The organism is Pseudomonas sp. Eth.TT006 (assembly GCF_054456575.1).
The window spans coordinates 22,404-48,525 of sequence record NZ_JBTJEN010000024.1 but is presented as its reverse complement, the minus strand read 5'-3'; the positions used below and the strand labels follow the sequence as shown (position 1 = coordinate 48,525).

General features: G+C 61.4%; 25 protein-coding genes. 13 read left to right on the top strand and 12 right to left on the bottom strand.

All coding sequences use genetic code 11. The annotated features are described in order from the left end of the window. Positions 1-801 precede the first annotated feature (801 nt). Positions 802-1,524 carry a response regulator gene (locus ACXR0M_RS25730; RefSeq protein ID WP_458834434.1) on the top strand — a complete coding sequence of 241 codons (723 nt, stop codon included), beginning with the start codon at positions 802-804 and terminating at the stop codon, positions 1,522-1,524. Next, complete coding sequence (locus ACXR0M_RS25725; protein WP_458834433.1) at positions 1,521-3,131, top strand: ATP-binding protein; 1,611 nt, start codon at positions 1,521-1,523, stop codon at positions 3,129-3,131. The genes ACXR0M_RS25730 and ACXR0M_RS25725 overlap by 4 nt, the downstream gene beginning before the upstream one ends. 117 nt (positions 3,132-3,248) lie before the next feature. On the opposite strand, the gene ACXR0M_RS25720 is transcribed toward ACXR0M_RS25725, so the two are convergent. Continuing rightward, on the bottom strand, positions 3,249-3,974 hold the full coding sequence (locus tag ACXR0M_RS25720) for a 4'-phosphopantetheinyl transferase family protein (RefSeq protein WP_458834432.1): 726 nt from the start codon (positions 3,972-3,974) through the stop codon (positions 3,249-3,251). 169 nt (positions 3,975-4,143) lie between these two features. Further along, a complete protein-coding gene (locus tag ACXR0M_RS25715; RefSeq protein ID WP_458834431.1) occupies positions 4,144-4,935 on the bottom strand; it encodes a dienelactone hydrolase family protein in 792 nt (263 codons plus the stop codon). 219 nt (positions 4,936-5,154) lie between these two features. Here ACXR0M_RS25715 and ACXR0M_RS25710 point away from each other — a divergent pair, with 219 nt between their 5' ends. Continuing rightward, on the top strand, positions 5,155-5,832 hold the full coding sequence (locus tag ACXR0M_RS25710; RefSeq protein WP_458834430.1) for a response regulator: 678 nt from the start codon (positions 5,155-5,157) through the stop codon (positions 5,830-5,832). Then, on the top strand, positions 5,829-7,175 hold the full coding sequence (locus tag ACXR0M_RS25705) for an ATP-binding protein (RefSeq protein WP_458834429.1): 1,347 nt from the start codon (positions 5,829-5,831) through the stop codon (positions 7,173-7,175). The genes ACXR0M_RS25710 and ACXR0M_RS25705 overlap by 4 nt, the downstream gene beginning before the upstream one ends. Before the next feature lie 147 nt (positions 7,176-7,322). Here the strand turns inward: ACXR0M_RS25705 and ACXR0M_RS25700 are convergent, their stop codons facing one another. After that, on the bottom strand, positions 7,323-8,321 hold the full coding sequence (locus tag ACXR0M_RS25700; RefSeq protein WP_458834428.1) for an AraC family transcriptional regulator: 999 nt from the start codon (positions 8,319-8,321) through the stop codon (positions 7,323-7,325). A 351-nt stretch (positions 8,322-8,672) separates the two neighbouring features. Here ACXR0M_RS25700 and ACXR0M_RS25695 point away from each other — a divergent pair, with 351 nt between their 5' ends. After that, positions 8,673-10,007: a dicarboxylate/amino acid:cation symporter gene (locus ACXR0M_RS25695; RefSeq protein WP_458834427.1), complete on the top strand. Its 1,335-nt coding sequence runs from the start codon at positions 8,673-8,675 to the stop codon at positions 10,005-10,007. A 256-nt stretch (positions 10,008-10,263) separates the two neighbouring features. Continuing rightward, entirely contained in the window at positions 10,264-11,445 is a 1,182-nt protein-coding gene (locus ACXR0M_RS25690) for a CaiB/BaiF CoA transferase family protein (RefSeq protein WP_458834426.1), read from the top strand. A gap of 132 nt (positions 11,446-11,577) precedes the next feature. On the opposite strand, the gene ACXR0M_RS25685 is transcribed toward ACXR0M_RS25690, so the two are convergent. Continuing rightward, positions 11,578-12,072, bottom strand: coding sequence for a SprT family zinc-dependent metalloprotease (locus ACXR0M_RS25685; RefSeq protein WP_041067555.1), 495 nt, complete (start codon positions 12,070-12,072; stop codon positions 11,578-11,580). A gap of 146 nt (positions 12,073-12,218) precedes the next feature. Beyond that, entirely contained in the window at positions 12,219-12,821 is a 603-nt protein-coding gene (locus ACXR0M_RS25680) for a Yip1 family protein (RefSeq protein ID WP_458834425.1), read from the bottom strand. Between the two features lie 352 nt (positions 12,822-13,173). Between ACXR0M_RS25680 and ttcA the strand changes: the two genes are divergently transcribed. Beyond that, positions 13,174-13,998: a tRNA 2-thiocytidine(32) synthetase TtcA gene (gene ttcA / locus ACXR0M_RS25675; RefSeq protein WP_041067551.1), complete on the top strand. Its 825-nt coding sequence runs from the start codon at positions 13,174-13,176 to the stop codon at positions 13,996-13,998. 152 nt (positions 13,999-14,150) lie between these two features. After that, on the top strand, positions 14,151-14,825 hold the full coding sequence (locus ACXR0M_RS25670; protein WP_458834424.1) for a DNA-3-methyladenine glycosylase I: 675 nt from the start codon (positions 14,151-14,153) through the stop codon (positions 14,823-14,825). Positions 14,826-14,938: 113 nt separating this feature from the next. Here the strand turns inward: ACXR0M_RS25670 and ACXR0M_RS25665 are convergent, their stop codons facing one another. The 3 genes from ACXR0M_RS25665 to arsC are packed head-to-tail and all read right to left on the bottom strand — an operon-like array spanning position 14,939 to position 16,313. After that, positions 14,939-15,364, bottom strand: coding sequence for a DUF2069 domain-containing protein (locus tag ACXR0M_RS25665; RefSeq protein WP_458834423.1), 426 nt, complete (start codon positions 15,362-15,364; stop codon positions 14,939-14,941). A 2-nt stretch (positions 15,365-15,366) separates the two neighbouring features. After that, the gene (wrbA, locus tag ACXR0M_RS25660; protein WP_458834422.1) at positions 15,367-15,963 is read right to left on the bottom strand and encodes an NAD(P)H:quinone oxidoreductase; all 597 of its coding nucleotides are present in this window, start codon (positions 15,961-15,963) and stop codon (positions 15,367-15,369) included. Next, complete coding sequence (gene arsC / locus ACXR0M_RS25655) at positions 15,960-16,313, bottom strand: arsenate reductase (glutaredoxin) (protein WP_458834421.1); 354 nt, start codon at positions 16,311-16,313, stop codon at positions 15,960-15,962. Before arsC ends, wrbA begins: the two co-directional genes overlap by 4 nt. A 114-nt stretch (positions 16,314-16,427) precedes the next feature. Between arsC and ACXR0M_RS25650 the strand changes: the two genes are divergently transcribed. Further along, positions 16,428-16,895, top strand: coding sequence for a TlpA disulfide reductase family protein (locus ACXR0M_RS25650; protein ID WP_458834420.1), 468 nt, complete (start codon positions 16,428-16,430; stop codon positions 16,893-16,895). Between the two features lie 327 nt (positions 16,896-17,222). On the opposite strand, the gene ACXR0M_RS25645 is transcribed toward ACXR0M_RS25650, so the two are convergent. Together ACXR0M_RS25645 and ACXR0M_RS25640 are read right to left on the bottom strand one after the other, a co-directional pair. After that, a complete protein-coding gene (locus tag ACXR0M_RS25645; RefSeq protein WP_458834419.1) occupies positions 17,223-17,627 on the bottom strand; it encodes an META domain-containing protein in 405 nt (134 codons plus the stop codon). After that, entirely contained in the window at positions 17,627-18,061 is a 435-nt protein-coding gene (locus tag ACXR0M_RS25640) for a hypothetical protein (protein WP_458834418.1), read from the bottom strand. Before ACXR0M_RS25640 ends, ACXR0M_RS25645 begins: the two co-directional genes overlap by 1 nt. Before the next feature lie 133 nt (positions 18,062-18,194). Between ACXR0M_RS25640 and ACXR0M_RS25635 the strand changes: the two genes are divergently transcribed. Continuing rightward, on the top strand, positions 18,195-18,626 hold the full coding sequence (locus tag ACXR0M_RS25635) for a hypothetical protein (RefSeq protein ID WP_458834417.1): 432 nt from the start codon (positions 18,195-18,197) through the stop codon (positions 18,624-18,626). Between the two features lie 12 nt (positions 18,627-18,638). Here ACXR0M_RS25635 and ACXR0M_RS25630 read toward each other — a convergent pair whose 3' ends face one another. Further along, the gene (locus tag ACXR0M_RS25630) at positions 18,639-19,628 is read right to left on the bottom strand and encodes a 2-hydroxyacid dehydrogenase (protein WP_458834416.1); all 990 of its coding nucleotides are present in this window, start codon (positions 19,626-19,628) and stop codon (positions 18,639-18,641) included. A gap of 81 nt (positions 19,629-19,709) precedes the next feature. Then, on the bottom strand, positions 19,710-22,463 hold the full coding sequence (locus ACXR0M_RS25625) for a response regulator (RefSeq protein ID WP_458834415.1): 2,754 nt from the start codon (positions 22,461-22,463) through the stop codon (positions 19,710-19,712). A gap of 217 nt (positions 22,464-22,680) precedes the next feature. Here ACXR0M_RS25625 and ACXR0M_RS25620 point away from each other — a divergent pair, with 217 nt between their 5' ends. From ACXR0M_RS25620 to ACXR0M_RS25610, 3 genes are all read left to right on the top strand, one after another. Continuing rightward, complete coding sequence (locus tag ACXR0M_RS25620) at positions 22,681-23,403, top strand: response regulator transcription factor (RefSeq protein WP_458834414.1); 723 nt, start codon at positions 22,681-22,683, stop codon at positions 23,401-23,403. Continuing rightward, a complete protein-coding gene (locus ACXR0M_RS25615) occupies positions 23,390-24,814 on the top strand; it encodes a histidine kinase sensor domain-containing protein (protein ID WP_458834413.1) in 1,425 nt (474 codons plus the stop codon). The genes ACXR0M_RS25620 and ACXR0M_RS25615 overlap by 14 nt, the downstream gene beginning before the upstream one ends. Before the next feature lie 185 nt (positions 24,815-24,999). Further along, entirely contained in the window at positions 25,000-26,025 is a 1,026-nt protein-coding gene (locus ACXR0M_RS25610; RefSeq protein WP_458834412.1) for a PDDEXK nuclease domain-containing protein, read from the top strand. Positions 26,026-26,122: the final 97 nt, after the last annotated feature.

Below are 26,122 nucleotides of genomic sequence, written 5' to 3'. Positions count from 1 at the left end.
GGTGCTCACCGTTCTGGTCCGAAGCACTACAACCGACGGGCGTCGGGCATAACCACTTCGGACCAGTAGGAAAAAGGCTAATGACGCCGCATCCTTGCCGAAGTTTTTGGCTGCGAGCCTGAGCTCGAGCCGGATTCCTTCCAGGGTCACAGTAACGATTGCAACACCCGTACCGTTACGGTCGTTTCCGACCGGAAAAAACGGTGCCATCCGCAAGCGCGGTTTGGGCTTTGAAAAACTTGCTTGGTTCAACCGGAAACCGGCAATAAAGCACTTGAGTTTCAGGTCTGAAATGTGGTTGGGCTTTTAGGTGGAAAACCCTATATGTAGGGTCTCGCCTCGCGCCGTGCTACAAGATAATGCGTTTCGAGGGGGCTTGCAACGTACTAGCTGTGGATAAACCTGTGCGTAAATTGTGTAAGAAAGCAGGAATTCCCGTGTAGGCCGCGACCCTGCTGACCTAGACCGTTGGTCACTGTTTTTCATGCAAGAAAAACGCTTCAGCGGATTTTTAAGGGCGCGAACCCTATCACAAAAAACCGCCTTGTCCGAACGCATTTGCCGACTTGTTTTCTGGCGGTACGCCGTTTATACAATCGAGCGCTGTTCACCCACATTTATCCTCCCGAAAGATGACAGAAACACCGGAGGATCAAGGATTTTCAGACGACCGCGTGCCCCTGTAGGAGCTGCCGCAGGCTGCGATCTTTTGATTTTAAAAAGCAAGATCAAAAGATCGCAGCCTGCGGCAGCTCCTACAGGAAGCAATGCATCTATAACAATGACAAGCAGAGGTCACCGGTGGAGCAAGAAGCCTGGCAGGTATTGATAGTCGAGGACGACCAGCGTCTGGCCGAACTCACCCGCGAGTACCTGCAAGCCAATGGATTGCGCGTGGAGATTGAAGGCAACGGTGCGCTGGCGGCGGCGCGGATCATCCGCGAGCAGCCGGATCTGGTGATTCTCGACCTGATGTTGCCCGGTGAAGACGGCCTGAGCATCTGCCGCAAGGTCCGCGACCGCTATGACGGGCCGATCCTGATGCTCACCGCCCGCACCGACGATGCCGATCAGATCCAGGGCCTCGACCTCGGCGCCGACGATTACGTGTGCAAACCCGTGCGTCCACGGCTGTTATTGGCCAGGATCCAGGCCTTGCTGCGCCGCAGTGAACCTGCCGAGCCTGTCGCGGAGAAAAGCCGGCGCCTGCAGTTCGGCCCGCTGCTGGTGGACAACGCCTTGCGCGAAGCCTGGCTCAGCGGCAGCGGCATCGAACTGACCAGCGCCGAATTCGATCTGCTCTGGCTGCTGGTGTCGAACGCCGGGCGGATCCTCTCCCGCGAAGAGATCTTCACCGCGTTGCGCGGCATCGGCTATGACGGTCAGGACCGTTCGATCGATGTGCGCATCTCGCGTATCCGCCCGAAAATCGGCGACGACCCCGACCACCCGCGCCTGATCAAGACCATCCGCAGCAAAGGTTATCTGTTCGTCCCGGAAGCTTGCGTGGATCTGACCCTGTGAACTCGATCTTCCTGCGCATCTACGGCGGCATGTGCGCGGCGCTGATTCTGGTGGCGGTGCTGGGCGTGCTGGCGCTGCACCTGCTCAACCAGGTACGCAGCGAGCAATACCGCGAGCGCCTGGCCCACGGCACGTTTTCGCTGATGGCCGACAACCTGCAACCGATGAACCAGACCGAGCGCCATCGGGCGCTGTTGGTGTGGGAGCGCTTGCTGGGCATTCCGCTGGCGCTGAAAACGTTTAGCGAGACCGGTCTGGATCTGTCCCAGCGTGCCCGGGTGCAGCGCGGTCAGGCGCTGGTGGAGCAGACCGGGCCGCATGCGGCGCGGGTCTATCGGCTGGTCAGTGACAAAGAACAGCTGGTGCTCACCGGCGACGTGCAGCAGATCAGCGAGCAGTTGGCGCGGGCGACTATTTATCTGCTGGCCGATGAACTGGTGCGCTTTCCGGTCGGCGAACAGCCCAAGAGGCTGGCGCAGATAAAGGAAGACAAGGGTTTCGGTTTCGATCTGCGGCTGGTCACGGTGAGCGAGGCCGACATGGACGAAGACCAGAGCCGTCGGGTGTCCGAGGGCGATACGGTGATGGCGCTGGGCAAGGGTGGTGACTCGATCCGGGTGTTTGCCGGGATGGTCGGAACGCCGTGGGTGCTGGAGATCGGCCCGCTGTATCAGATGAACCCGTATCCGCCGCAATGGCTGGTGCTGATTGCTGCCCTCGGCTTGAGCCTGATCGGGCTGATCGTTTATCTGCTGGTGCGCCAGCTCGAACGACGTTTGCGCGGTCTCGAAGCCGCAGCCACGCGCATCGCCAAAGGCAGTCTGGAAACCCGGGTGCCGGCGCGCGGCGCCGACTCGGTCGGGCGCCTGGCTGCGGCGTTCAACGGCATGGCCGAGCACTTGCAGCAGTTGTTGGCGATCCAGCGCGAACTGGTGCGCGCGGTGTCTCATGAATTGCGTACTCCGGTGGCGCGTCTGCGTTTCGGACTGGAGATGATCGGCTCGGCCACCACCCCCGAGGCGCTGGAAAAGTACCGCGAAGGCATGGACCACGACATCGAGGACCTCGATAAACTGGTGGACGAAATGCTCACCTACGCGCGGCTGGAACAGGGTTCGCCGGCGCTGACCTTTCAACGCATCGACCTCGATGCGCTGGTCAATCAGGTGATCGACGAGCTGGCGCCGTTGCGCGCCGAGGTCACGGTGCAGCGCGGCATGTGCCTGTCTGCGGCGGACAATGATGGCGCCTGGGTCGAGGCTGAGCCGCGCTTCCTGCACCGTGCGTTGCAGAATCTGGTGAGCAACGCGATGCGTCATGCGCGTTCGAAGGTGACCGTGAGTTATCAGGTCGGGCAGTTGCGCTGCCGGGTCGATGTCGAGGATGACGGGCCGGGTGTGCCGGAGTCGGCCTGGGAGCGCATCTTCACGCCGTTCCTGCGCCTGGACGACAGCCGCACCCGCGCCTCGGGCGGGCATGGTCTGGGCCTGTCGATTGTGCGGCGGATCATCCACTGGCATGACGGCCGGGCGCTGATCAACAAGAGCAAGAGTCTGGGTGGGGCGTGCTTCAGTCTGAGCTGGCCGAGGAATCAGGAACGCCGTTGAGTTTTGTGCCGGCAGGAACGGCGCCTTCGCGAGCAAGCCCGCTCCCACAGGAGAGTGCAGTGCAAAATGTGGGAGCGAGCTTGCTCGCGAAGGCGTCCTGACAGGCCGCACACATCTTCAGGCAGAAATACTGACCAGACTCAACAACTGCCCATCCTGCACCCCGAACTGCGCCTCCAGCTCGGTGCCATGACGCCATTCGGCAGACAGATCGGTCAGCAGGCGCAGTCGCACCTGCCCCTGCGCCGACCACTCCAGCACCTCGGCGTGCTCGAAGTAAAAGCGCTGTTGCACGATCGGGTACAGCGCCTTGAACAGGCTTTCCTTCACCGAAAAGGTCAGGGTCACGCACAGCGCCAATTGCTCCTGCGGGCCGGCGGCCATGCGCTGCAGTTCCGCCGGGGTCAGGATCTCGGCGGCGAGGCGTTCGGCGCGGTCATGCTCGAGCAGGTTTTCCAGGTCCATGCCTAGACCACGCCAGTGCTGTTTATTGGCGACAATCGCCGCCGCACGCCCGGTGCTGTGGGTGATCGAGCCGCAGATGTGCGCCGGCCACACCGGTGCGCGGTCTTCGCCAATCGCCGGGATCACGCTTGTGCCGTCGAGCTGCTGCAGCGCGGCGCGGGCGCAGATCCGCCCGGCGAGAAACTCGGCCTGACGCTTGGCCACCGAACGCTGAATGCTCGGCGGCGGCTCGACGGCGCTGCGCTGGAAGTCATCGCCGAGCAATAGCTTCGGATCGAAGCGGGTGCTGAGCAGGACCGTGTCGGGCAACACGTTGGGCAACGGCCAGTGGGCGTCGAGCGGGGTGCAGCAGGCGGGGAGGGGCGGGGCTGGATTCATGGCGGGCATTTTGCCGGTTGAAGCGGGCGCTGGGTAGAGCCAGACCTCTATCTGGCGGTTACGCTGAACCTGTAGGAGCTGCCGAAGGCTGCGATCTTTTGATTTTGCTTTTAGAAAGACAAGATCAAAAGATCGCAGCCTGCGGCAGCTCCTACAGGGGAGGCGTGGATCAGCTGAAGATTTTCTGGAAGAACGCCTTCATGTCCGCCCAGGATTTTTCATCGGCCGCCTTGTTGTAGCCGATATCCGGGCCACCGTGTTCGCCGTGGCTCAAGCGGTCGGCGTCGGGGTTGGTGAAACCATGCTTGGCACCGTCGAGGCTGACGAACTTGTAGTCGGCGCCAGCCTTGTCCATTTCCGCCTTGAACGCGCTGACATTGTCGGCGGTGACCATGCTGTCCAGCGCGCCATGCTCCACCAGAATCTTCGCCTTCACACTGCCGGGAGTGGCCGGCGTGGTGGTCGCCAGTGCACCGTGGAAACTCACCACCCCCGCCAGCGGTTCGCCCTGACGCGCGGCGTTAAGCACCACGCCACCGCCGAAGCAATAACCGATGGCGGCGATTTTGTTCGCGTCGGTCTGTGGCTGCTGTTTGAGCAGGTTCAACCCGGCCTCGAAGCGTTTGCTGGATGCAGCGGCGTCCTGAGTCGCGGCCTGCATGAACGCCATCGCATCTTTCGGGTGCTCGGTGTTTTTGCCTTCGCCGTACATGTCGATCGCCAGCGCGCTGTAACCCAGTTCGGCAAGATCGCGGGCGCGGCGTTTGGCGTAATCGTTCAGGCCCCACCATTCGTGGACCACCACCACGCCCGGGCGCTTGCCCTTGATCGCGTCGTCGTAGGCGTAATAGCCGATCAGTTTTGTTCCATCGGCGCTCTGGTAGGGAATTTCCTGAGTCTTGATCGCGGCGTGGGCCAGACTGCTGGCAGCGAGCAGGGCGAGGGCGAAAAACAGGCGCATGGTCGGTTTCCTTATCGAAAGTGGTCAGGACAGCCTAGCCGAATTGCTGCGGCCGCGGTTCAGCGTGCGTTCAGGGCAGGTACAGGGGCGGCTTGCTAACCTTGCACCCTATCGAACAGCAGTGAGAAAGTGGCCGCCTGCGCCGTTGTTTCGCGAGCAGGTTTGCCCCCGCAGGCAGGCTGTTGGTGCTGGCGCATTTGATTTACCCGGGAGAGCGTTATGAAACTGTTGGTCGTCGAAGATGAAGCGCTGTTGCGCCATCACCTGCAAACCCGCCTGACGGAGAGCGGGCATGTGGTCGAGTCCGTGGCCAATGCCGAGGAGGCGTTGTACCAGACCGGGCAGTTCAACTTCGATCTGGCAGTGATCGATCTCGGCCTGCCGGGCATGGGTGGCCTCGATCTGATCCGGCAGTTGCGCGCGAACGGCAAGAGCTTTCCGATCCTGATCCTCACCGCGCGCGGCAACTGGCAGGACAAGGTCGAAGGCCTCGCCGCCGGTGCCGACGACTACGTGGTCAAGCCATTCCAGTTCGAAGAACTCGAAGCGCGGCTCAATGCGCTGCTGCGCCGTTCCAGCGGCTTCACTCAGTCGACCATTGTTGCCGGGCCGTTGCTGCTGGACCTCAATCGCAAGCAGGCATCGCTGGAAGAGCAGCCGCTGGCGCTGACCGCCTATGAATACCGGATCCTCGAATACCTGATGCGCCACCATCAGCAAGTGGTGCCCAAGGACCGGCTGATGGAGCAGTTGTACCCGGACGATGACGAGCGTGATCCGAACGTGATCGAAGTGCTGGTCGGCCGCCTGCGCCGCAAGCTCGAAGGCCCGGCCGGGTTCAAGCCGATCGACACCGTGCGCGGCCTCGGCTACCTGTTCAATGAGCGCTGCACTTGATTCGTTCGCTTCGCGTCCGCTTGATGCTCGCCGCCACCACGCTGGCGGTGTTGTTCATGCTCGGCTTGCTGCCGGCGATGCAAGGCGCGTTCAGCCTGGCGCTGCAGGATTCGATCGAGCAGCGCCTGGCCTCGGATGTCACCACGCTGATTTCGGCGGCGCGCATCGAAAACGGTCGGCTGGTGATGCCCACGCAGCTGCCGGACGAGCGCTTCAACCTCGCCGATTTCCGCCTGCTCGGCTACATCTATGATCGCGAAGGTCATCTGGTGTGGCGCTCCCGGGCGACCCAGGAAGAACAGATCAACTACAAGCCGCGTTATGACGGGATGGGCAACGAGTTCGCGCGGATTCGTGAGGCCAGCGGTCAGGAATTCTTCGTCTACGACGTCGAGGTCAAACTGCTCGGCGGCAAAAGTGCGGCGTTCAGTATCGTTGCCCTGCAACCGGTACGTGAATACGAAAACACCCTCGAAGGCCTGCGCGAAAATCTCTATCTGGGCTTTGGCGCCGCGTTGCTGGTGTTGCTGGCGCTGCTGTGGATCGGCCTGACCTGGGGCCTCAAGGCGCTGCGCCGGCTGAGTCAGGAACTCGATGAAATCGAAAGCGGCACCCGCGAAAGCCTCACCGAACAGCACCCGCGCGAACTGCTGCGCCTGACCGGCTCGCTCAACCGTTTGCTGCACAGCGAACGCCAGCAGCGCAGCCGCTACCGGGACTCCCTCGATGACCTGGCGCACAGCCTGAAAACCCCGCTGGCGGTGTTGCAGGGCGTCAGCGAAGACATGGCCCAGCGCCCGGAAGATCGCGATCAGGCTTGGGTGCTGCAAGCCCAGATCGAACGCATGAGCCAGCAGATCAGCTATCAACTGCAGCGCGCCAGCCTGCGCAAAAGCGGTCTGGTACGCCATCAGGTGCAATTGCAGCCGGTGCTGAAAAGCCTGTGCGACACGCTGGACAAGGTCTATCGCGACAAACGCGTGCGGGTGGCCTTCGATTTGCCGCAGCATTGTTATCTGCCAATCGAGCAGGGCGCGCTGCTGGAGATGCTCGGCAACCTGCTGGAAAACGCCTATCGCCTGTGCCTGGGCGAAGTGCGCATCAGCGTGCGCGAAAGCCTGAGCGGCAGCGAACTGTGCATCGAAGACGACGGCCCCGGCGTCCCGCCAAATCAGCGCGCGCGGATTCTCGAGCGGGGCGAACGCCTGGACCGGCAGCATCCGGGGCAGGGGATCGGGCTGGCGGTGGCCAAGGACATCATCGAGAGTTACAACGCCAAATTGATGCTCGGCGATTCACCGATGGGTGGGGCGGCGTTCAGGATTCATTTTCCGGCGGTTTAGCTGTTGGCCTTTTCGGCCCCATCGCTGGCAAGCCAGCTCCCACAGTGTCGGAGTCGTACAGAGCAATTATGTACACCCGCAAAACCTGTGGGAGCTGGCTTGCCAGCGATAGCGTCAGTGAATTCACTACAAGACTCAGGGTTTATCTCACTGCTCCTGCGCCCGATAAGCCCCCGGTGTCAGCCCGGTCCATTTCTTGAACGCCCGGTGAAACGCCGACGGCTCGGAAAATCCCAGCTGTTCGGCGATCTGTTGCAATGACAGCTCCGCCCGGCCCAAGTGGTAAATGGCGATATCCCGCCGCAACTGATCCTTCAGCTCCTGAAAGCTGCTGCCTTCCTCGCGCAAATGCCGGCGCAGGGTCTGCGGGCTGAGGTGCAGTTGCACGGCCACAGCTTCGAGGTCCGGCCACTGCGCGCTGTCGCGACTGAGCAAACGGCGCAGGCGACTGCTGAGGCTGTCGCCGTCGTCGGGGCGTGACAGCAGGTCGGCGGGGGAGCGTTCGAGGAAGTGCTTGAGGGTGCGTTCGTCCTGCAACAGCGGCATCGACAGATAGCGGCTGTGAAACAGCAGGCTGCTGTGCCCGGCGCCAAACACCAGCGGGCAAGGGAACAGCAGATCGTACTCGGCGCCGTGTGCCGGTTTCGCATAGCTGAAGGTGGCCTGCTCGAGACGAATCCGCTGGCCGATCAGCCAACTGCCGAGGCGATGCCAGATCACCAGCAGGCTTTCGCTGAGAAAATGGTCCGGGTCCCATAACTGCGCATCGTCGAGGCTCAGGCGCACCCATTCGTCTTCGCGTTGCAGGCTCAGGCGCGGGGCTTCGGGGAATAGGCTATAAAACAATAAACCGCGTTGCAGTGCCTTCTCCAGGTTGCGGCAGTGAATCAGGGCGTGGCACATCATCGCAAAGCTGCCGGGTTTGCTCGGCGCGTTGCCAAAGCCCAGGTATTCGTCATCCAGGGCCAGCCACAGGCTCTGGATCAGTCGGGTGAATTGTTCCGGGGCGATGCGCGCGCGTGGCTCGTCGAGCAGTTCCGGGCTGATGCCCAGTTGCTGCAGCAACGGCAGATAATCGAACCCCGCGCGGCGCGCGCCACCGAGGGCGGCACGGGCGAAATGACTGGCGATGGTACGTTCGCGCATAAACGGCAGATCCTTGTTCAGGCGCCGGATGGTAGCGGGCGGGCCTGATCCGCAACAAGGCGGATTTCCGCCAAATTGTAGGACGAGAGCTGGCGACTTGGCGGAAATCCGCCACACTGGCGTCACCGGCCCGTGACAAAAAACACTCTGCATCCCCTGATATCAAAAGGCTTGCAGCGATTTGCACCAAAGTGGCACGGCGTTTGCGATAAGAGCGACAGAAGCGTGCGTTTTATCCCGTGAGAAAAACGCCGCTCCAACAACAAATCCCTCCAGTGCAGGAGGGTTCGCAATTCAGGTTCTGCGCTCAACAGGTGGATGTTGCCCGCGGGACGTTTGAGGAAGCTTGCAATGACGACTCGTCAGCCACTGTACAAATCCCTGTATTTCCAGGTGATCGTCGCGATCATCATCGGTATTGCCCTTGGTCACTACTACCCGCAATTCGGTGTGGCGGTTAAGCCGCTGGGTGACGGTTTCATCAAGCTGATCAAAATGATCATCGCTCCGATCATCTTCTGCACCGTGGTCAGCGGCATCGCCGGCATGCAGAGCATGAAATCGGTCGGCAAGACCGGTGGTTACGCGCTCCTGTACTTCGAAATCGTATCGACCATCGCCCTGCTGGTCGGTCTGGTCGTGGTCAACATCGTGCAACCGGGCAACGGCATGCACATCGACGTCAGCACCCTGGATGCTTCGAAAGTTGCGACCTACGTGGCGCAAGGCGCGGATCAGAGCGTGGTCGGCTTCCTGCTCAACGTGATCCCGACCACCATCGTCGGCGCGTTCGCCACCGGTGACATCCTGCAAGTGCTGATGTTCTCGGTGATCTTCGGTTTCGCCCTGCATCGCCTGGGTGACTACGGCCGTCCGATTCTCGACTTCATCGATCGCTTCGCCCACGTGATGTTCAACATCATCAACATGATCATGAAGCTCGCGCCAATCGGTGCCTTCGGTGCGATGGCGTTCACCATCGGCGCTTACGGTGTCGGCTCGCTGGTGCAGCTGGGTCAATTGATGATCTGCTTCTACATCACCTGCCTGGCGTTCATCCTGATCGTGCTCGGCGGTATCGCCCGCATGCACGGTTTCAGCGTGCTGAAGATGATCCGCTACATCCGTGAAGAACTGCTGATCGTACTGGGTACTTCCTCGTCGGAATCGGTACTGCCACGCATGCTGATCAAGATGGAGCGTCTGGGCGCGAAGAAATCGGTGGTGGGTCTGGTGATCCCGACCGGTTACTCGTTCAACCTCGACGGTACCGCGATCTACCTGACCATGGCCGCAGTGTTCATCGCTCAGGCGACCGACACCCACATGGACATCACCCATCAGATCACCCTGCTGGTGGTGTTGCTGCTGTCGTCCAAAGGCGCAGCCGGTGTGACCGGTTCGGGCTTCATCGTGCTGGCCGCCACCCTGTCGGCCGTCGGTCACCTGCCGGTGGCCGGTCTGGCGCTGATCCTCGGTATCGACCGCTTCATGTCCGAAGCCCGCGCCCTGACCAACCTGGTCGGCAACGCTGTCGCGACCATCGTCGTGGCCAAGTGGGTGAAAGAGCTGGACACCGACGTGCTGCAATCCGAGCTGGCCTCGGGCGGTCGCGGTATCGCCGATACCCGTCCTGAAGATGACCTGGGTGTGGCCGAAGGCCCGACGCCGAGCAACGTCAAGTAATCTGAACCGGCTCCAGTGTAATGCTGGAGTGTGAGAGCCCCTGTGGCGAGGGGATTTACCCCCGATGGACTGCGCAGCAGTCCCCTTCCATCTCAAGAAGGGGCCGCTGCGCGACCCATCGGGGATAAATCCCCTCACCACAGGGTTTTTTATTGCCTGCGATTTGAGCATTACGGTCACTGCCGCTGATCCATCCGGTGATTGCTGTCCACGGCAGCGCTGCCTAGGCTGGATGCATCGCCCAAGGAGATCGCCCATGTCCGCGCCGCTGGCCTCATTGAAGATTCTGGATTTCTCGACCCTGCTGCCAGGGCCGTTTGCCTCGCTATTACTGGCGGACATGGGCGCCGAGGTGCTGCGCATCGAATCGCCGACGCGTGTGGATCTGTTGCGCGTGCTGCCGCCTCACGATCAAGGCGTCTCGGCCAGCCATGCCTACCTCAACCGCAACAAGCGCAGTCTGGCGCTGGACCTCAAGCAGCCCGAGGCGCTGGAGGTGGTCAGGCAATTGCTGGCGGAGTACGACATAGTCCTGGAGCAATTCCGCCCCGGGGTGATGGAGCGTCTGGGCCTGGGTTATGAGGCGCTGAAGGCGATCAACCCGAAGCTGATTTACGTGTCGATCACCGGTTACGGGCAGACCGGGCCGTACAAGGATCGCGCCGGGCATGACATCAATTACCTCGCACTGGCCGGGCTGGCCAGCTACACCGGGCGTGCCGACAGCGGGCCGTTGCCGCTGGGCATGCAGGTGGCGGATGTGGCGGGCGGCTCGTTGCACGGGGTGATCGGTCTGCTGGCGGCGGTGATAGCGCGCCAGCAGAGCGGGCAGGGCACCCACCTCGACGTGAGCATGACCGATTGCGCATTCAGCCTGAACGCCATGGCCGCTGCCGGATATCTGGCCTGTGGCGAGGAGCCGCACCGGGAAGAGCAGATGCTCAATGGCGGCAGCTTCTACGACTACTACCGCTCGCGCGACGGGCGCTGGCTGTCGGTGGGCAGTCTGGAGCCGGGCTTCATGCAACAACTGTGTACAGCGTTGGGCCGCCCGGAGCTGGCAGCGCTGGGTTTGTCGCCGAAACCCGAGCAGCAACGGTCATTGAAGGATGCGTTGAAGGTTGAATTCGAGAAACACGACTTTGCCGAGCTGCGCGAGTTGTTTGCCGGAGTCGATGCCTGCGTCGAGCCGGTGTTGAACCTGAGCGAAGCGGTGCAGCATCCGCAGTTGCAGGCGCGCGAGCTGGTGACTCAGGTGCCGCGTGGTGATGGGACCAGTCAAGCGCAAATGGCCTGTCCGTTGAAATTCTCCGAGGCGCTGCCGGCGCCGCGGCATGTTGGCGCGGCGCTGGGGCAGCATACGGAGCAGGTGCTGGGGGAGTTGGGGTTCAGTGCTGAGCGGATTGCTCGGTTGCGGGCAGCCAGGGTGATTCTCTAGCGCCGGTACCGGCCTCATCGCTGGCAAGCCAGCTCCCACAGTTTTCGAGGTGTTCACAGGCTCTGCGTACGGCACAAAACCTGTGGGAGCTGGCTTGCCAGCGATGAGGCCTTTCAATGCAGCACAGGCTGCTTATTCCACCCGCATCTCACCACTGAACACCAGCGTATTTCGGCAGCGCCGGCACAAATACCGCCGCCCCTGCCGCACCAGACTATGCCGCTGCGCGGAAAACGGAAAATCACTGTCGGCGCACGGGCATTTGTAGATGTAGCGCGTCACGCTGCGGCGTTTCACGGCGTAGGTGTGGCAGCGATCCGGCGGCAGTTCATAGACCCCGCGCATGATCAGTTGCCATTCCTCGCCGTGCGGCTGGATGCGGTCGCCGAACAGTTGATGGGCGATCAGGTGCGCGACTTCATGGGCCACGGTCTGTTTGAGGAAGTGTTCGGTGTTTTCCCGGTACAGCTGCGGGTTGAAGCGCAGCAGGTTCTCGTGCAGATGCGCGACCCCGGCTTTCTGTCCGCGCAGCTTGAGGCTGACGACGGGGCGTTGGAAATGACGTTTGAAAAAGGCTTCAGCGAGTTGGTAACAGTCTTCGACGCGGGTATTGAGTTGCTCGGGCATGCTTGATGGATCTCCAGAGGCGTCGAGTATGCCGCAACCTCCGTGCCTTGCGAATCGCCGACCTGCCGAATGGTCATCCGTCAACGAGAAGGCCGCCTTGCGGCGGCCTGTATTGGCAGATCTTGTCGTTTTCGGGGGGAAGCTTGTCAGTTGGTATACACCGGCCCCACGCCGAGGCCCCAGACAATCACGGTGAACGCCATGATCGCGACCAGCACCACCAGGCCCACGGCCAGCACCGAACTGGAAAACAGAAAACCTTCGTCCGACGGGATGTTCATGAACGTCGGCAGCCCCACGTACAGCAGGTACACCGTGTAGCAGATGGCCGCCGTGCCGACGATCATCCCCAGCCACATGTGCGGGTACAGCGCTGCCAACCCGCCGACGAACAACGGAGTCGCGGTGTAGGTGGCGAACGCCACGCAACGGGCCAGACTCGGGTTGGCGTCATAGGTGCGGGCCATCCAGTGCACGAAAGCGCCCATCACCGCGACGCCACCGAGCATTGCCAGGTACGACATCACCGTCATCCAGATTGCGCTTTCCACGGTGAGCATCACCGGCGTGCGGTTGCCGATCACCCAGCCGACCTGGGTGGTGCCGATAAACGCCGACACGGCGGGAATTGCCGCCAGAATCAGCGTGTGGGTCAGGTACATGTGGCTGATGCTTTCCTCTTGGTCGCCACGGATTTCCTTCCATTCCTGATCGGGGTGGGTAAACAGTCCCACTACGTGATGGATCATGCCAGTCACTCCTCTTGTTATTGCCATCGCCCCCCAACGGAGCGCCTACGGGCCAAGGTGGCCGAGCAAATACCAGGTCTTCAGATGTGTGCGACCTTATGTCGCAGTATAGAAAGGACTTAACCGCACAGGGAGCAGGGACTTAGAGCAAATCGCGCTGTAAACAGATGGGGTAATCGCAGTTGCATCTGTGGGAGCTGCCGCAGGCTGCGATCTTTTGATTGTAAAAAACAAGATCAAAAGATCGCAGCCTGCGGCAGCTCCTACAGGGTGCGTCTGTCAGGATGCTTCGCCGGTGGCAGGTTTTTGCGTAAAATGCCGGCCCTTCGTCACACCTCACGGATTTCGCGTCATGGGCACTCTTACGGTCAATCAGAACAAACTGCAAAAGCGCCTGCGCCGTCTGGCGGGCGAGGCGGTCGCCGATTTCAACATGATCGAAGACGGCGACAAGGTCATGGTCTGCCTGTCCGGGGGCAAGGACAGCTACACCATGCTCGACGTGCTGCTGCACCTGCAGAAGGTGGCGCCGATCAAGTTCGAGATCGTCGCGGTGAACATGGACCAGAAGCAGCCGGGGTTCCCTGAGCATGTGCTGCCGGCCTACCTGAAAGAGCTGGGTGTCGAGTACCACATCGTCGAGAAGGATACCTACTCGGTGGTCAAGGAGCTGATCCCGGAAGGCAAGACCACCTGCTCGCTGTGCTCGCGCCTGCGTCGCGGCACGCTGTACACCTTTGCCGACGAAATCGGCGCGACCAAGATGGCCCTCGGTCACCATCGCGATGACATCGTCGAGACGTTCTTCCTCAACATGTTCTTCAACGGCACCCTCAAGGCGATGCCACCGAAGCTGCGCGCCGATGACGGCCGTAACGTAGTGATCCGCCCGCTGGCCTACTGCAACGAGAAAGACATCCAGGCTTATTCGGACTTCAAGGAATTCCCGATCATCCCGTGCAACCTCTGCGGTTCGCAGGAAAACCTGCAGCGTCAGGTGGTCAAGGAAATGCTTCAGGACTGGGAGCGCAAGACACCGGGTCGAACCGAAAGCATCTTCCGCAGTCTGCAGAACGTGGTGCCGTCGCAACTGGCCGACCGCAACCTGTTCGACTTCACCAGCCTGAAGATCGACGAGACTGCGGCTTCGCGCTTCGTTAACGTCGTTAACCTGTAAAACCGTTTCAAATGTGGGAGCGGGCTTGCTCGCGAAGGCGTCGTGTCAGCCGACATGAGTGTTGAATGACATACCGCTTTCGCGAGCAAGCTCGCTCCCACAGTGTCTTGTATTCGTTCGTAGAAACTCATTTTCAATTCCCGGGAGAGGGCATGCGTGATTACAAGTGGCTGCACGAATACTGTCTGAACCGCTTCGGTTCGGCGGCTGAACTGGAAGCCCATCTGCCCGTTCCCAAGACCCCCGCGCAATTGCGCAAGATCAGCGACGACCGCTACCTCTCGACCATGGCCCTGCGCGTATTCCGTGCCGGGCTCAAACACAGTCTGGTGGACGCCAAGTGGCCGGCGTTCGAAGAAGTGTTCTTCAGGTTCGATCCGGAAAAAGTTGTGCTGATGAGCGCCGAACACCTCGAACGCCTGATGCAGGACGCGCGGATCATTCGCCACCTGGGCAAGCTCAAGAGCGTGCCGCGCAATGCGCAGTTCATCCTCGATGTCGAGAAGGACAAGGGCAGTTTCGGCGCGCTGATCGCCGACTGGCCGGTGACCGATATCGTCGGTCTGTGGACCTACCTGAAGAAGCACGGCAGTCAGTTGGGCGGTCTCTCGGCACCGCGCTTTTTGCGCATGGTCGGCAAGGACACCTTCGTGCCGAGCTACGACGTGGTCGCGGCACTGAATGCGCAGAAAATTGTCGACAAGGCACCGACCAGCCTGCGCGATCTGGCGCTGGTGCAGGACGCGTTCAACCAGTGGCATGAACAGAGCGGCGGGCGGCCGATGAGCCAGATTTCGATGATGCTCGCCTACACCGTCAACCATTGAGACCGCGTCGCCCCAATCGCTGGCAAGCCAGCTCCCACAGGATCCGTGTTGAAACACAATTTTGTGATCGACACAGAACCTGTGGGAGCTGGCTTGCCAGCGATAGCAATCTGTCAGGCGACGGAGATCTGGCCCTCGCCAGCCAGCTTGCGATTCAACTGATACCGCCAGCGCACATACAGCAGCGCCGAGCAGAACAGCGCCAGGCTCGCGACCATCTCCAGCACGCCAAACAGCTGCCGGCTCGGGTCATAGGCCGCCAATGCGCCTTTGATGAAATACAGGTTCACCACAAAACACATCCACGAATGCCCACGGGCGCTGCCCATGATCATCGCCGGCGCGAGGACGATCCACGGGATCAGCTCGACCAGCAGAATCACCCACGGCCGGGCGCCATGCAGGTCGGCGAACACCAGGTAATACGCGGCGAGCAACCCGGCGAGGCCGAAGAAGCACAGCAGGCTGATAACCCGCATCGCCTTGACGCGCGGCTGCAGCCACTCGACCGAGGGCAGGACTTTCGGCTTCTTCGCCACCCTCAGCCCTCCAGTTTCTGTGCGGTCCCGGCCAAGCGCTGACCGAGGGCGCGACACAGGGCTATTTCGTGCTGATCAAGACCTTTTTTACCGTCCGCCCCGGCATGGTGGCTGGCGCCATATGGCGTGCCGCCGCCCTGGGTTTCCAGCAGTGCCGATTCGCTGTACGGCAGGCCGGTGATCAGCATGCCGTGGTGCAACAGCGGCAGCATCATCGACAGCAGGGTCGTTTCCTGGCCGCCGTGCAGACTGGCGGTGGAGGTGAACACGCCCGCCGGTTTGCCGACCAAGGCGCCGGTCAGCCACAGGTTGCTGGTGCCATCGAGGAAGTACTTCAGCGGTGCGGCCATGTTGCCGAAACGGGTCGGACTGCCCAGCGCCAAGCCGGCGCAGTTCTTCAGGTCGTCGAGGCTGGCGTAGAGCGCGCCATCGTCGGGGATGTCCGGGGCCACTGCTTCGCACTCGGTGGAGATCGCCGGCACCGTGCGCAGGCGCGCTTCCAGGCCAGCCTGCTCGACACCCCGGGCAATCTGCCGGGCCATCTCGTTGGTCGAGCCGTTGCGGCTGTAATACAACACCAGAATGTATGGCGCGCTCACGGCAGCAACTCCAGAATCCGCTCCGGAGGTCGGCCGATCACCGCCTTGTGGCCGACTTCCAGAATCGGTCGCTCCAGCAGTTTCGGATGTTGCGCGATGGCGTCGATCAGTTGCGCTTCGCTGAGGTTTTCGTCAGCCAGCTGAAGCATTTTGTATTCATCTTCTGCGCTGCGCAGCACCTGGCGTGCGCTGATGCCCAGCTTGCCGAGCAGGGCCTTGATTTGCGCGGCGTTCAGCGGGGTTTCGAGGTAGCGCACCACGTTCGGGGTCAGGCCGCGGGCCTCAAGCAGTTCCAGCGCGCCGCGGGATTTCGAGCAGCGCGGATTGTGATAAAGCGTCAGATCGGTCATGGCGGGTCGCTTCTGGCGTAAAGTGGCGGCTATTCTAACTGTGCAGCGCGCAATCCAGAACCGTCAGAGGCGATGGGTCGCAGGCGCCTTCAATTTTTGACCAGGGAACATGACATGACACGGCGATTGGCAGCGGCATTGACCATAATCGGGGCGTTGATGCTGGGGGGCTGCGGTAACGACTACGGGATTGACCAGAACGGTCAGAAAGTCGCGTCCGAGCGTCTGGACAAGCAATGGGTAGTGCTCAATTACTGGGCCGAGTGGTGTGGCCCGTGCCGTACGGAAATTCCCGAACTCAATCATCTGGCGGATGAGTTGAAAGGCAAGAACATCGGCGTGTTCGGGGTCAACTTCGACAACGTGCAGGGTGAGGACCTGAAGGCTGCCAGCGAGAAGCTGGGGATCAAGTTCACCGTGCTGGCGCAGGATCCGGCCGACCTGTTCGACCTGCCGCGCAGTGAGGCCTTGCCGGTGACGTACATCATCGACAACAAGGGCAAGGTGCGCGAACAGTTGCTGGGCGAGCAGACGGCGGCGGGGGTGATGGCCAAGCTGGAGGCGTTGCAGGCTACCAAGTAACGTCAAAAGCCCCTCACCCCAGCCCTCTCCCAGAGGGAGAGGGGGCCGACCGAAGTGTCTGGCGAGTTACATCGACCTGAAAGTTCGAGTCGATTACAGATTCGCCGAAGCCACATCAAGTCGGTTATGCGTTCTGCAGAGCATCAGCAAGTCGATTATGGATTCACCAAAGCCACATCAAGTCGGTTATGCATTCTGCGAAGCATCGGTAAGTTGGTTATGGATTCACCAAAGCAGGATCAAGTCGGCGTAGCTCCCCAATATCCCCCATTCAGTCCCCTCTCCCTCTGGGAGAGGGCTAGGGTGAGGGCTTGGCGGCCTCGAGGCTTAACCCTCCTCCAGCCACCAGCGCAGCGGCTTGCCTTCCGCCGGCCAGAAGCGCATCTGCTCGATCGGCGAGATGTCCCAGCGTTCGACGCCTTGCAGCGCCTGCAGGAAGCGTTGTTCCTGCTCCATGAGCGCCGGGGCGCAGAGTTTGCGGGTCTTGCCGATCGGGCCGAAGCTCAGCTTGTCGCCGTCGAGGGTGTACGGCGCGAACCAGTGGTTGCAGCCGCCGTTGCCATACGCGCGGCCATCGTCGCCGAGGGTCACGGTCAGGTGGCTGTAATCCATTAGCGGTCGCTCGCCGATCCATTCCAGAATGTAGCTGCGGTTCTGTTGCAGTTGCACAGGCTCTGCGGCGCAGCCCACCAGAGCGGCACCCATCAGCAGGGGCAGGGCAAGGCGTTTCATCACGCAGGCTCCTGGCATTTCGGGCACAGATGCTTGTCGCCAACGGCTTTCCAGCCCAGCTCGGCAATACGCGCCGTGGCCGCCGGTTTTTCCGCGGTTTTGCCCAGCTTGGCATCCACCGCGAACTCGAAGCTCAGCTCTTTGGCGCAGCTGTCGCAGTTGACCTGCCAGGTGTGGATCGCCAGTTCGCCGAAGACCGGGCCGGTGGTCATCGCGGTCCATTGGCCTGGCGGATTGATCAGGTGGCGCACGGTGTCGACGGTCAGGCGCATGGACAAGTCCTTGCTGCCCTTGAGGGTGACCAACAGGACGTCGCCGATGCGGATCGAGCCACCGTTGCCGGTGACCTGATAGCGGCCCGGAACGAGGGCGCGGCATTCGGTGAGGGTGTGTTGCGGGTTCATCAGGGTGTAGCGGAAATCGTGTTCGACCATGGGTCCTCCAAATATGCGCGACATGCTAGCACGGGCTTGATTACAGGATGGCGTGCCGTTGCGACCTTCGATCCGGTTCAAATCGGCGGTGGCTCATGGCAAACTGCCGCGCTTCACTCTGAGGGAACGGAACATGGCGCTGATCGAATGTTATGAATGCAAGCGGAGCATCAGCTCTGAAGCGAAGACGTGCATTCATTGTGGAGCGCCGCTGGCGCAGCAGCACAGCCCGGCGCAAGCTGCGACAACGATTTCCTTTGGCAGCCTGCCACGCAACAAAGCGGTGCCCGAGGCGGTTGTCCCGCCCCCGGCTGCAGAACCGGCGCCGAAAGTGTCACCGGCCGCTGTCGGCCGCCGTCGTCGGCAAGCCGCGCCAGCCCCGCAAGTTCAGGCCAATCCCGACGGTTCGCGGCCGGTGGAAGGCTGGTTGAAGATCATGATCTTTCTGTTGCCGATGGTGTTTGTCTGGTTCCTGCTGCGTAACGGTCATTCGCTGAAGCAGCGCTTCTTCGGTTTCGGCTGGCTGGCGCTGCTGATCCTGGCCTCTTCGCTGTCGCCGAAATAATCCGGCAAGCCTTCAACCCTCGACCTGGTTCTGCGGCGCGCCTGCGGCCCAGGTCGCGATGTTGTGCAGGGTGGTCGCGGCAATCGCGCCCAGCGCTTCGTGGGTGAGAAACGCCTGATGCGCGGTGATGATCACGTTCGGGAAGGTCAGCAACCGCGCCAGCACATCGTCCTGCAGCGGCAGGTCGGAGCGATCCTCGAAAAACAGCTGCGCCTCTTCTTCGTAGACATCCAGACCCAAGTAGCCAAGTTGCCCGTCCTTCAAGGCGTCGATCAGCGCCGGCGTGTCCACCAGACCGCCACGCCCGGTGTTGATCAGCATCGCCCCCGGTTGCAGATGCGCCAGCGACTCGCGGTTGATCAGGTGTTTGCTCTGCGCGTTGAGCGGGCAGTGCAGGCTGATGATCCGCGACTGCGCGAGCAGTTCCGGCAGACTCAGATAACGTGCACCCAAGGCCAGAACATCAGGGTTTGGATACGGGTCGTAGGCCAGCAACTCACAGCCGAAGCCGTGCATGATTTTCGCGAACGTGGCGCCAATTTGCCCGGTGCCGACGATGCCGACGGTCTTGCCCACCAGATCAAAACCGGTCAGGCCATGCAGGGTGAAATCACCTTCGCGGGTGCGGTTGTAGGCGCGGTGCAGGCGCCGGTTGAGCGCCAGAATCAGCGCCACGGCGTGTTCGGCCACAGCATGCGGCGAGTAGGCCGGCACCCTCACCACGCACATTCCGAGACGTTTCGCCGCGATCAGATCGACATGGTTGTAGCCCGCCGAGCGCAGGGCGATCAGTCGCGTACCGCCGGCAGCGAGGCGCTCCAGCACCGGTGCACTGAGGTCATCGTTGATGAAGGCGCAGACCACTTCGTGTTGCGCAGCGAGGGCGGTGGTGTCGAGGCTGAGCCGGGCCGGCTGAAAGTGCAGCTCGATGCCGGCCGGGCAATCGGCGGCGAGAAAACTGTCGCGGTCGTAGGTCTGGCTGCTGAAGACAATCGTGCGCATGCGTTCCTCCTGAAACGGGTGGCGAGTCAGTGGACCCGCCATCACTTTAGCGCGGGATAGCGTATGCGGCATTGCCGTGGATCAGGCGCTGATCCGGGCTTGCGTTGCGAGACGATTGATCGCCCGCTCCAGTTCTTCCAGCGCCGCCACCGCCTTCGGGTCGCCCTGCTTGAGCAGGGTTTCACTGCGCTGACAGGCCGCGCGCAATTGCGGCACGCCACAATAGCGGGTCGCCCCGTGCAGGCGATGCACGCGCTCGATCAGGGCATTCTGGTCACGGCTTTCGCACGCCGCGCGAATCGCTTCGCGGTCGGCCTCCAGCGACGCCAGCAGCATCGCCAGCATGTCCGCCGCCAGATCGGCCTTGCCGGCGGCCAGGCGCAGGCCTTCTTCGTGGTCGAGCACCGGCAGTTCATTGTTGCCCGCGGCGCTGTCGCTGACCCGTTCCGGTCCTTGATTGCGCAAGGCCAGACCGGTCCACTTCAGCACCACTTGCGCCAGTTGCCGCTCGCTGATCGGTTTGGTCAGGTAGTCGTCCATGCCGCTTTGCAGCAAGGCGCGTTTTTCGTTGGCCATGGCGTGGGCGGTGAGGGCGACGATCGGCAGCGGCGTGCAATGCCGTTCGCTTTCCCACTGACGGATGGTTTCGGTGGTCTGGCGCCCGTCCATGCCGGGCATCTGCACGTCCATCAGCACCAGATCGAACGATTCGCTCTGCACCGCCTTGACCGCGGCATAACCGCTTTCCACCGCGAGAACCTTGGCGCCCATGTCTTCGAGCAGGGTCTGCACCAGCAACAGGTTGGCCGGGTTGTCGTCGACGCACAGCACTTTCGGCGCGCGGCTCGAGAGCGGTTCGCCCGGTTCGTTGCGTGGCTGACGCGGGTTGGCCAGATCCGCCAGCGCCCGACGCAACTTGCGGGTGCAGGCCGGTTTCGCCTGCAACTGACTGTGCGGGTTGGGCACCGAGAGGTGGAACAGCGTCTGTTCGGTGGTCGGGCACAGCACCAGCACTTTGCAGCCGAGGTGTTCGAGATCCCAGATATGCTGGTTCAGGCGCTCCGGGAGCATGTCGTTGCTGGTGATGCCGAGTACCGCGAAATCGATGGCCTGATCGGTCTGGTGTGCGCCCGTGACGCCATTGGTCAGACTTTCCAGCGTATTGAAAGGCGTAACGTCGAGGCCACAGTCTTCCAGTTGATGCTGCAGCGCCTGCCGCGCCAGTTCGTGATTTTCCAGCACCGCTACACGACGCCCGAGCAGCGGCGGGCCCGGCAGGTCTTCGGTGTCGTCACGGGTTTTCGGCAGGCTCAGGCTGATCCAGAATTCCGAGCCTTCGCCCGGGGTGCTGTCGACGCCGATTTCGCCGCCCATCTGTTCGATCAGGCGCTTGGAAATCACCAGCCCCAGACCGGTGCCGCCGGGCTGGCGCGACAGCGAGTTGTCGGCCTGACTGAAGGCCTGGAACAACGCGCGCACGTCCTGACTCGACAGGCCGATGCCGGTGTCCTGAATGCTGATGCGCAGTTGCACGCTGTCCTCGTGTTCTTCTTCAAGCATGGCGCGGGCAACGATGGTGCCTTCGCGGGTGAACTTGATCGCGTTGCTGACCAGGTTGGTGAGAATCTGCTTCAGCCGCAGCGGATCGCCGACCAGCGACAGCGGCGTGTCGCGGTACACCAGACTGACCAGTTCCAACTGCTTGGCATGTGCGGCCGGCGCCAGAATCGTCAGGGTGTCCTGCAACAGGTCGCGCAGGTTGAACGGAATATGGTCGAGCACCAGTTTGCCAGCCTCGATTTTCGAGAAATCGAGGATCTCGTTGATGATGCCCAGCAAGCTGTCGGCGGACTTTTCGATGGTGCCCAGGTAGTCGAGCTGACGCGGGGTCAGTTCGCTTTTCTGCAGCAGGTGGGTGAAGCCGAGAATGCCGTTGAGCGGCGTGCGGATCTCGTGGTTCATGTTAGCGAGGAACTCGGACTTGATCCGGCTCGCTTCCAGCGCTTCTTTGCGCGCCAGATCCAGCTCGATGTTCTGGATCTCGATGGTTTCCAGATTCTGCCGAACGTCTTCAGTCGCTTGATCGACGCTGTGTTGCAGTTCTTCGCGGGCATTCTGCAGGGTGCCGGCCATGCGGTTGATGCCCGAGGCCAACTCGTCCAGCTCCTGACTGCCGAGCGGTGGCAGACGGGTTTCCAGGTGGCCGTCCTTGAGCTGGGCGACCGCGTGTTTGATCTGGCTCAGCGGGCGGTTGATGGTGCGGCCCATGCGCAGCGCGAGCAGGGCGGCGCCAGCCAGACCTGCGGCAATCAACAGCAGGCTGGCAAACAGGCTGCGATAACCGCGCAGCAGCATACCGTTGTGCGACAGCTCCAGTTCGACCCAGCCGAGCAGGCGCTCGGATTCTTCCGGGATCACGTCGCCGGCCAGATTGCGATGCTTGCCGAACACCGGCATTAAATAACGAGTGGCGTCATTGCCGCTGCGCCGTTGCAGTTGCGCACTGTCGCCGCTGGGTGCCTGATTGAGCATGGTCGGGCCGGCATGCGCCAGCGGTGTGCGGTCGGGGGCGAGAAAGGTGACGGCACGCACATCCGGTTGTTCGAGGGACTGGGTGGCGATGCGTTCGAGCAGATCGGTATTGCCGTGGCCCATGGCGGGCGCGACCAGCGGCGCCAGTTGTTCGGCGATCATTTCGCCGCGCTGCATCAACTGGGTCTGCAGATCGGACTGTTGCATCCAGGTGAAATAGCCACCGAGCACCAGCGCCATCAGGCTGGTCGGCAACAGGGTCAGCAACAATACGCGACCTTTGATTCCCAGTTTCTTGAGCACACCCATCTCCCGCATCCCGCTGAACTGTTGACTCGCACGTGCGTCCGGCACGCGACATGGGCGCAGTGTAGCGATTTGCAGGCAGGCAATCTCCGGAAAAATCATCTCGCTATCGGTCGACGCTGGCTGGCGCGTTTGTCCGACCGGTCAGGCTTGGGTTGCCCGATGGCGGGCAATCTTGAATAATCGCTCAACTGAGAATTATTTGCAGATACTCATGACTCCTGTTCCCGCCGACCTGCCACGCATTCTTGCCATCGAGGACGACCCGGTGCTGGGCGCCTATGTTCACGAACATCTCGGTCGCAGCGGCTTTGCCGTGACCTGGTGCCAGAACGGCCAGGACGGCCTGAACATTGCCCGCCATCAGCCGTTCGACGTGGTGCTGATGGACATTCTGTTGCCCGGGCTCGATGGCCTGAAGGTGCTGACGCAATTGCGCCAGAGCCATTCGACGCCGGTGCTGCTGATGTCGGCGCTGGGAGCCGAGGCCGATCGCATCAGTGGCTTCCGTTTGGGGGCCGATGACTACCTGCCCAAACCGTTCAGCATGGCCGAGCTGCATGTACGGATCGAGGCGATCCTGCGTCGCGTGGCGCTGGATCGGCGCCCGACCACGATTACGCCGCCAGCAGCCAGCGGCGCGCTGCATTTCGAAGATGAACAGTGCGACGTCTTCTACAACCAGCAGGCCGCCGGCCTGACCCGCAGCGAATACCGTTTGCTGGAAACCCTCAGTCGCAATGACGAGGAAGTGTTGAGCAAACCCTTCCTTTATCAGCAGGTGCTGCAGCGCGGATACGCCGCCCACGACCGCAGCCTCGACATGCACATCAGCCAGATCCGCCGCAAACTCAAGGCCATCGGATACACCGAGCGCGAAGTGCGCACAGTGTGGGGCAAGGGTTATGTGTTGAGTGCAGTCGATGAAGGTCTCTGACCTGCCGGGGCGGCATTCGCTGTTCTGGAAACTGGCGTGCCTGCTGGTGGCTTTCTGTCTGCTGATGATCTGGCTGAGCTGGTCGTGGGGGCGTTACATGGAGGAGCGCAATCAGTTCCTCTCCGACGAGGCGCGCGCCACCCTCACTCGTTATGCCGCTGAAGCGGAGCGGGCGTGGCAGCACGGCGGGCGTGACGGGATCGATAGCTGGTTGCAGAGCATGCAGCTGCGCGAGGCGGGTTGGGTCGGGGTGATTGATCGCAATCTGCAGTCGTTAAGCAGCGAGCCGTTGAACGAACAGGCCATCCAGCACCTGACCTTTTTGCGCGGCCTCGACTGGCCGATCCACAAGCAGGGGCGACCGTGGCTGCGCGTACCGTTTCCCAAGCAGCCGTCCGCCGGCAGCCTGGTGATCGAGTTGCCCGAGCGCTTCCTGCCGGGGCAATACCGGCTGTTCTGGCGGGTGATTACCAACGGTGTGATTCCGGGGCTGTTCACCTTGTTGCTGTGCGTCGGCCTGTATCGCTTGCTGGTGGTGCCGCTGAACAACCTGCGCGAACAGGCCAACGCCTGGCGCGCCGATCAATTGAATGTGCGTCTGTCGAGTGGCATCACCCAACGGCCGGATGAACTCGGTGAACTGGCGCGGGCGTTCGACTCGATGTCTGAGCGCCTGCAATCCACCGTGGCTCTGCAGCAGCAACTCCTGCGCGATCTGTCACACGAGTTGCGCACACCGTTGAGCCGACTGCGCGTTGCCAGCGAGAGCGAACAGGATTTAGTGCAGCTACGCGAACGTATCGGTCGCGAAGTCGACGGTATGCAAAGACTGGTCGAAGACACCCTGCAACTGGCTTGGCTCGATACTGACCGCTCGCCATTGCCCGACGAGGCGATCCAGATTCAGGCCCTGTGGGAAATGCTCACCGACAACGCCTGTTATGAAAGCGGCTGGCCGAGCCTGCAAATGCAGTGCGCGCTGCCGCCGACGTGCTGGGTGCGCGGCAACCTCAACACCTTGGCGCAGGCGCTGGAAAACGTTCTGCGCAACGCGATCCGCCATTCGCCTGCGGGTGGGATCGTACGACTGGATGGACGCAGGGATGGCGATTGCTGGCATCTGTGGCTGGAGGATCAGGGCGCTGGCGTAGCGGAAGGGGATCTGGAGCGGATCTTCTCACCGTTCATCCGCCTCGACGGCTCGCGACCGGGAGACGGTGGATTTGGCTTGGGCCTGAGCATCGCGCGCAATGCCGTGCAGCGTCAGGGCGGCCAGTTGTGGGCGGAGAATGGCGGCGCGGGGTTGCGAATGAATTTGCGGTTAATTGCCGATGACGGCGTTGTGACGGCTGACGTTATCGCGAGGAGGCTCACTCCTGCATTGGAAATATGCTCGCCGCAGGTTGTGTGAACAACACGCGATCTCCTGTAGGAGTGAGCCTGCTCGCGATGTAGTCCATTAGAGTGGCCAATCCTCCGGTTTTGCGGGAGCGCTCGCCTTTTTTTGTACGACATTTCCCAAGCTGCATCGGCGGTCATTTCAAGCTTCCTGAAGGGGTTAGGCTCGTGCTTCACCTGATCTCCAAGGAATTGCGCATGACTGTATCCAGACTTACTGGCAGCCCGGATGACGAACGTTTCAACGAAGTGCTCGCGCTGATTCACAGTTCCAGACATAAGGCCATGCAAGCGGTCAATACACAGCTGATTGAGCTTTATTGGCAGGTGGGGGCGCATATCAGTCGTAAGATTGAGCAGGCGGAGTGGGGCGATTCGGTCATAACTCAACTGGCCGCACATCTGGCGTATACCCAACCGGGCTTGCGTGGGTTCACCCGACCAAATCTGTTCCGAATGCGCCAGTTTTATGAAACCTATCGGGATGATCCAATTGTCTCACCACTGGTGAGACAATTGCCGTGGACTCATAACATGATCATTTTGAGCCAAAGCAAACACCCGGAAGAGCGTGGGTTCTACCTGCGAATGGCCGTTCAGGAACAGTGGTCGAAGCGCGAACTGGAACGCCAATTCAAGTCTGCTTTGTTTGAGCGAAGCGTCACCGATCCTGCAAAAGCCTCCGCCGCACTGAAACAAAATCATCCCGAAGCTCTCGAGATATTCCGCGATTCCTACATGGTCGAATTTCTCGACTTGCCCGCTGCTCATTCCGAAACCGATCTGCACCAGGGGCTTCTTTCACGTCTCAAGGCGTTCCTTATTGAGCTCGGTCGCGATTTCTGTTTTGTCGGTTCCGAATATCCGCTGCAAGTCGGCGGTCGGGATTTCTCACTCGATCTTCTGTTCTTCCACCGAGGGCTCAATTGCCTTGTAGCCATTGAACTCAAGGTCGGCCGTTTTGAACCGGAATACCTCGGCAAGCTGGATTTCTATTTGGAGGCGCTGGATCGCAATGTCCGCAAGCCTCACGAAAGTCCGGCCATCGGTGTCCTGCTCTGTGCAAGCAAGGAAGATGAGGTCGTCGAGTACGCACTCAATCGCAGTCTTTCGCCCGCATTGATAGCTGAATATCAAACCTGTCTGCCGGATAAGCAATTGCTGCAGGCCAAGTTGCATGAGTTTTATGCGATGGATACGGCGCCAGCAGAAAATAGCGACTAACCGCTGCTTATTCCCATAAACCATAAGCACCGCACTTTGCGTGATATGGCCTTCGCAGGTTTGCCGGTATGATAGGCGCCCCCGCACGTCTGGATTG

Excerpts from the sequence above, each read along its gene's own strand:
- ACXR0M_RS25650 (WP_458834420.1), top strand. The coding sequence starts at position 16,428 with ATGACACGGCGATTGGCAGCGGCATTGACCATAATCGGGGCGTTGATG.
- ACXR0M_RS25680 (WP_458834425.1), bottom strand. The coding sequence starts at position 12,821 with ATGATCCATCACGTAGTGGGACTGTTTACCCACCCCGATCAGGAATGG.
- ACXR0M_RS25685 (WP_041067555.1), bottom strand. The coding sequence starts at position 12,072 with ATGCCCGAGCAACTCAATACCCGCGTCGAAGACTGTTACCAACTCGCT.
- ACXR0M_RS25700 (WP_458834428.1), bottom strand. The coding sequence starts at position 8,321 with ATGCGCGAACGTACCATCGCCAGTCATTTCGCCCGTGCCGCCCTCGGT.
- ACXR0M_RS25640 (WP_458834418.1), bottom strand. The coding sequence starts at position 18,061 with ATGGTCGAACACGATTTCCGCTACACCCTGATGAACCCGCAACACACC.
- ACXR0M_RS25715 (WP_458834431.1), bottom strand. The coding sequence starts at position 4,935 with ATGCGCCTGTTTTTCGCCCTCGCCCTGCTCGCTGCCAGCAGTCTGGCC.
- ACXR0M_RS25620 (WP_458834414.1), top strand. The coding sequence starts at position 22,681 with ATGACTCCTGTTCCCGCCGACCTGCCACGCATTCTTGCCATCGAGGAC.
- ACXR0M_RS25710 (WP_458834430.1), top strand. The coding sequence starts at position 5,155 with ATGAAACTGTTGGTCGTCGAAGATGAAGCGCTGTTGCGCCATCACCTG.
- ACXR0M_RS25615 (WP_458834413.1), top strand. The coding sequence starts at position 23,390 with ATGAAGGTCTCTGACCTGCCGGGGCGGCATTCGCTGTTCTGGAAACTG.
- ACXR0M_RS25690 (WP_458834426.1), top strand. The coding sequence starts at position 10,264 with ATGTCCGCGCCGCTGGCCTCATTGAAGATTCTGGATTTCTCGACCCTG.
- ACXR0M_RS25630 (WP_458834416.1), bottom strand. The coding sequence starts at position 19,628 with ATGCGCACGATTGTCTTCAGCAGCCAGACCTACGACCGCGACAGTTTT.
- ACXR0M_RS25645 (WP_458834419.1), bottom strand. The coding sequence starts at position 17,627 with ATGAAACGCCTTGCCCTGCCCCTGCTGATGGGTGCCGCTCTGGTGGGC.
- ACXR0M_RS25610 (WP_458834412.1), top strand. The coding sequence starts at position 25,000 with ATGACTGTATCCAGACTTACTGGCAGCCCGGATGACGAACGTTTCAAC.
- ttcA (WP_041067551.1), top strand. The coding sequence starts at position 13,174 with ATGGGCACTCTTACGGTCAATCAGAACAAACTGCAAAAGCGCCTGCGC.
- ACXR0M_RS25720 (WP_458834432.1), bottom strand. The coding sequence starts at position 3,974 with ATGAATCCAGCCCCGCCCCTCCCCGCCTGCTGCACCCCGCTCGACGCC.
- ACXR0M_RS25670 (WP_458834424.1), top strand. The coding sequence starts at position 14,151 with ATGCGTGATTACAAGTGGCTGCACGAATACTGTCTGAACCGCTTCGGT.
- arsC (WP_458834421.1), bottom strand. The coding sequence starts at position 16,313 with ATGACCGATCTGACGCTTTATCACAATCCGCGCTGCTCGAAATCCCGC.
- ACXR0M_RS25695 (WP_458834427.1), top strand. The coding sequence starts at position 8,673 with ATGACGACTCGTCAGCCACTGTACAAATCCCTGTATTTCCAGGTGATC.
- ACXR0M_RS25635 (WP_458834417.1), top strand. The coding sequence starts at position 18,195 with ATGGCGCTGATCGAATGTTATGAATGCAAGCGGAGCATCAGCTCTGAA.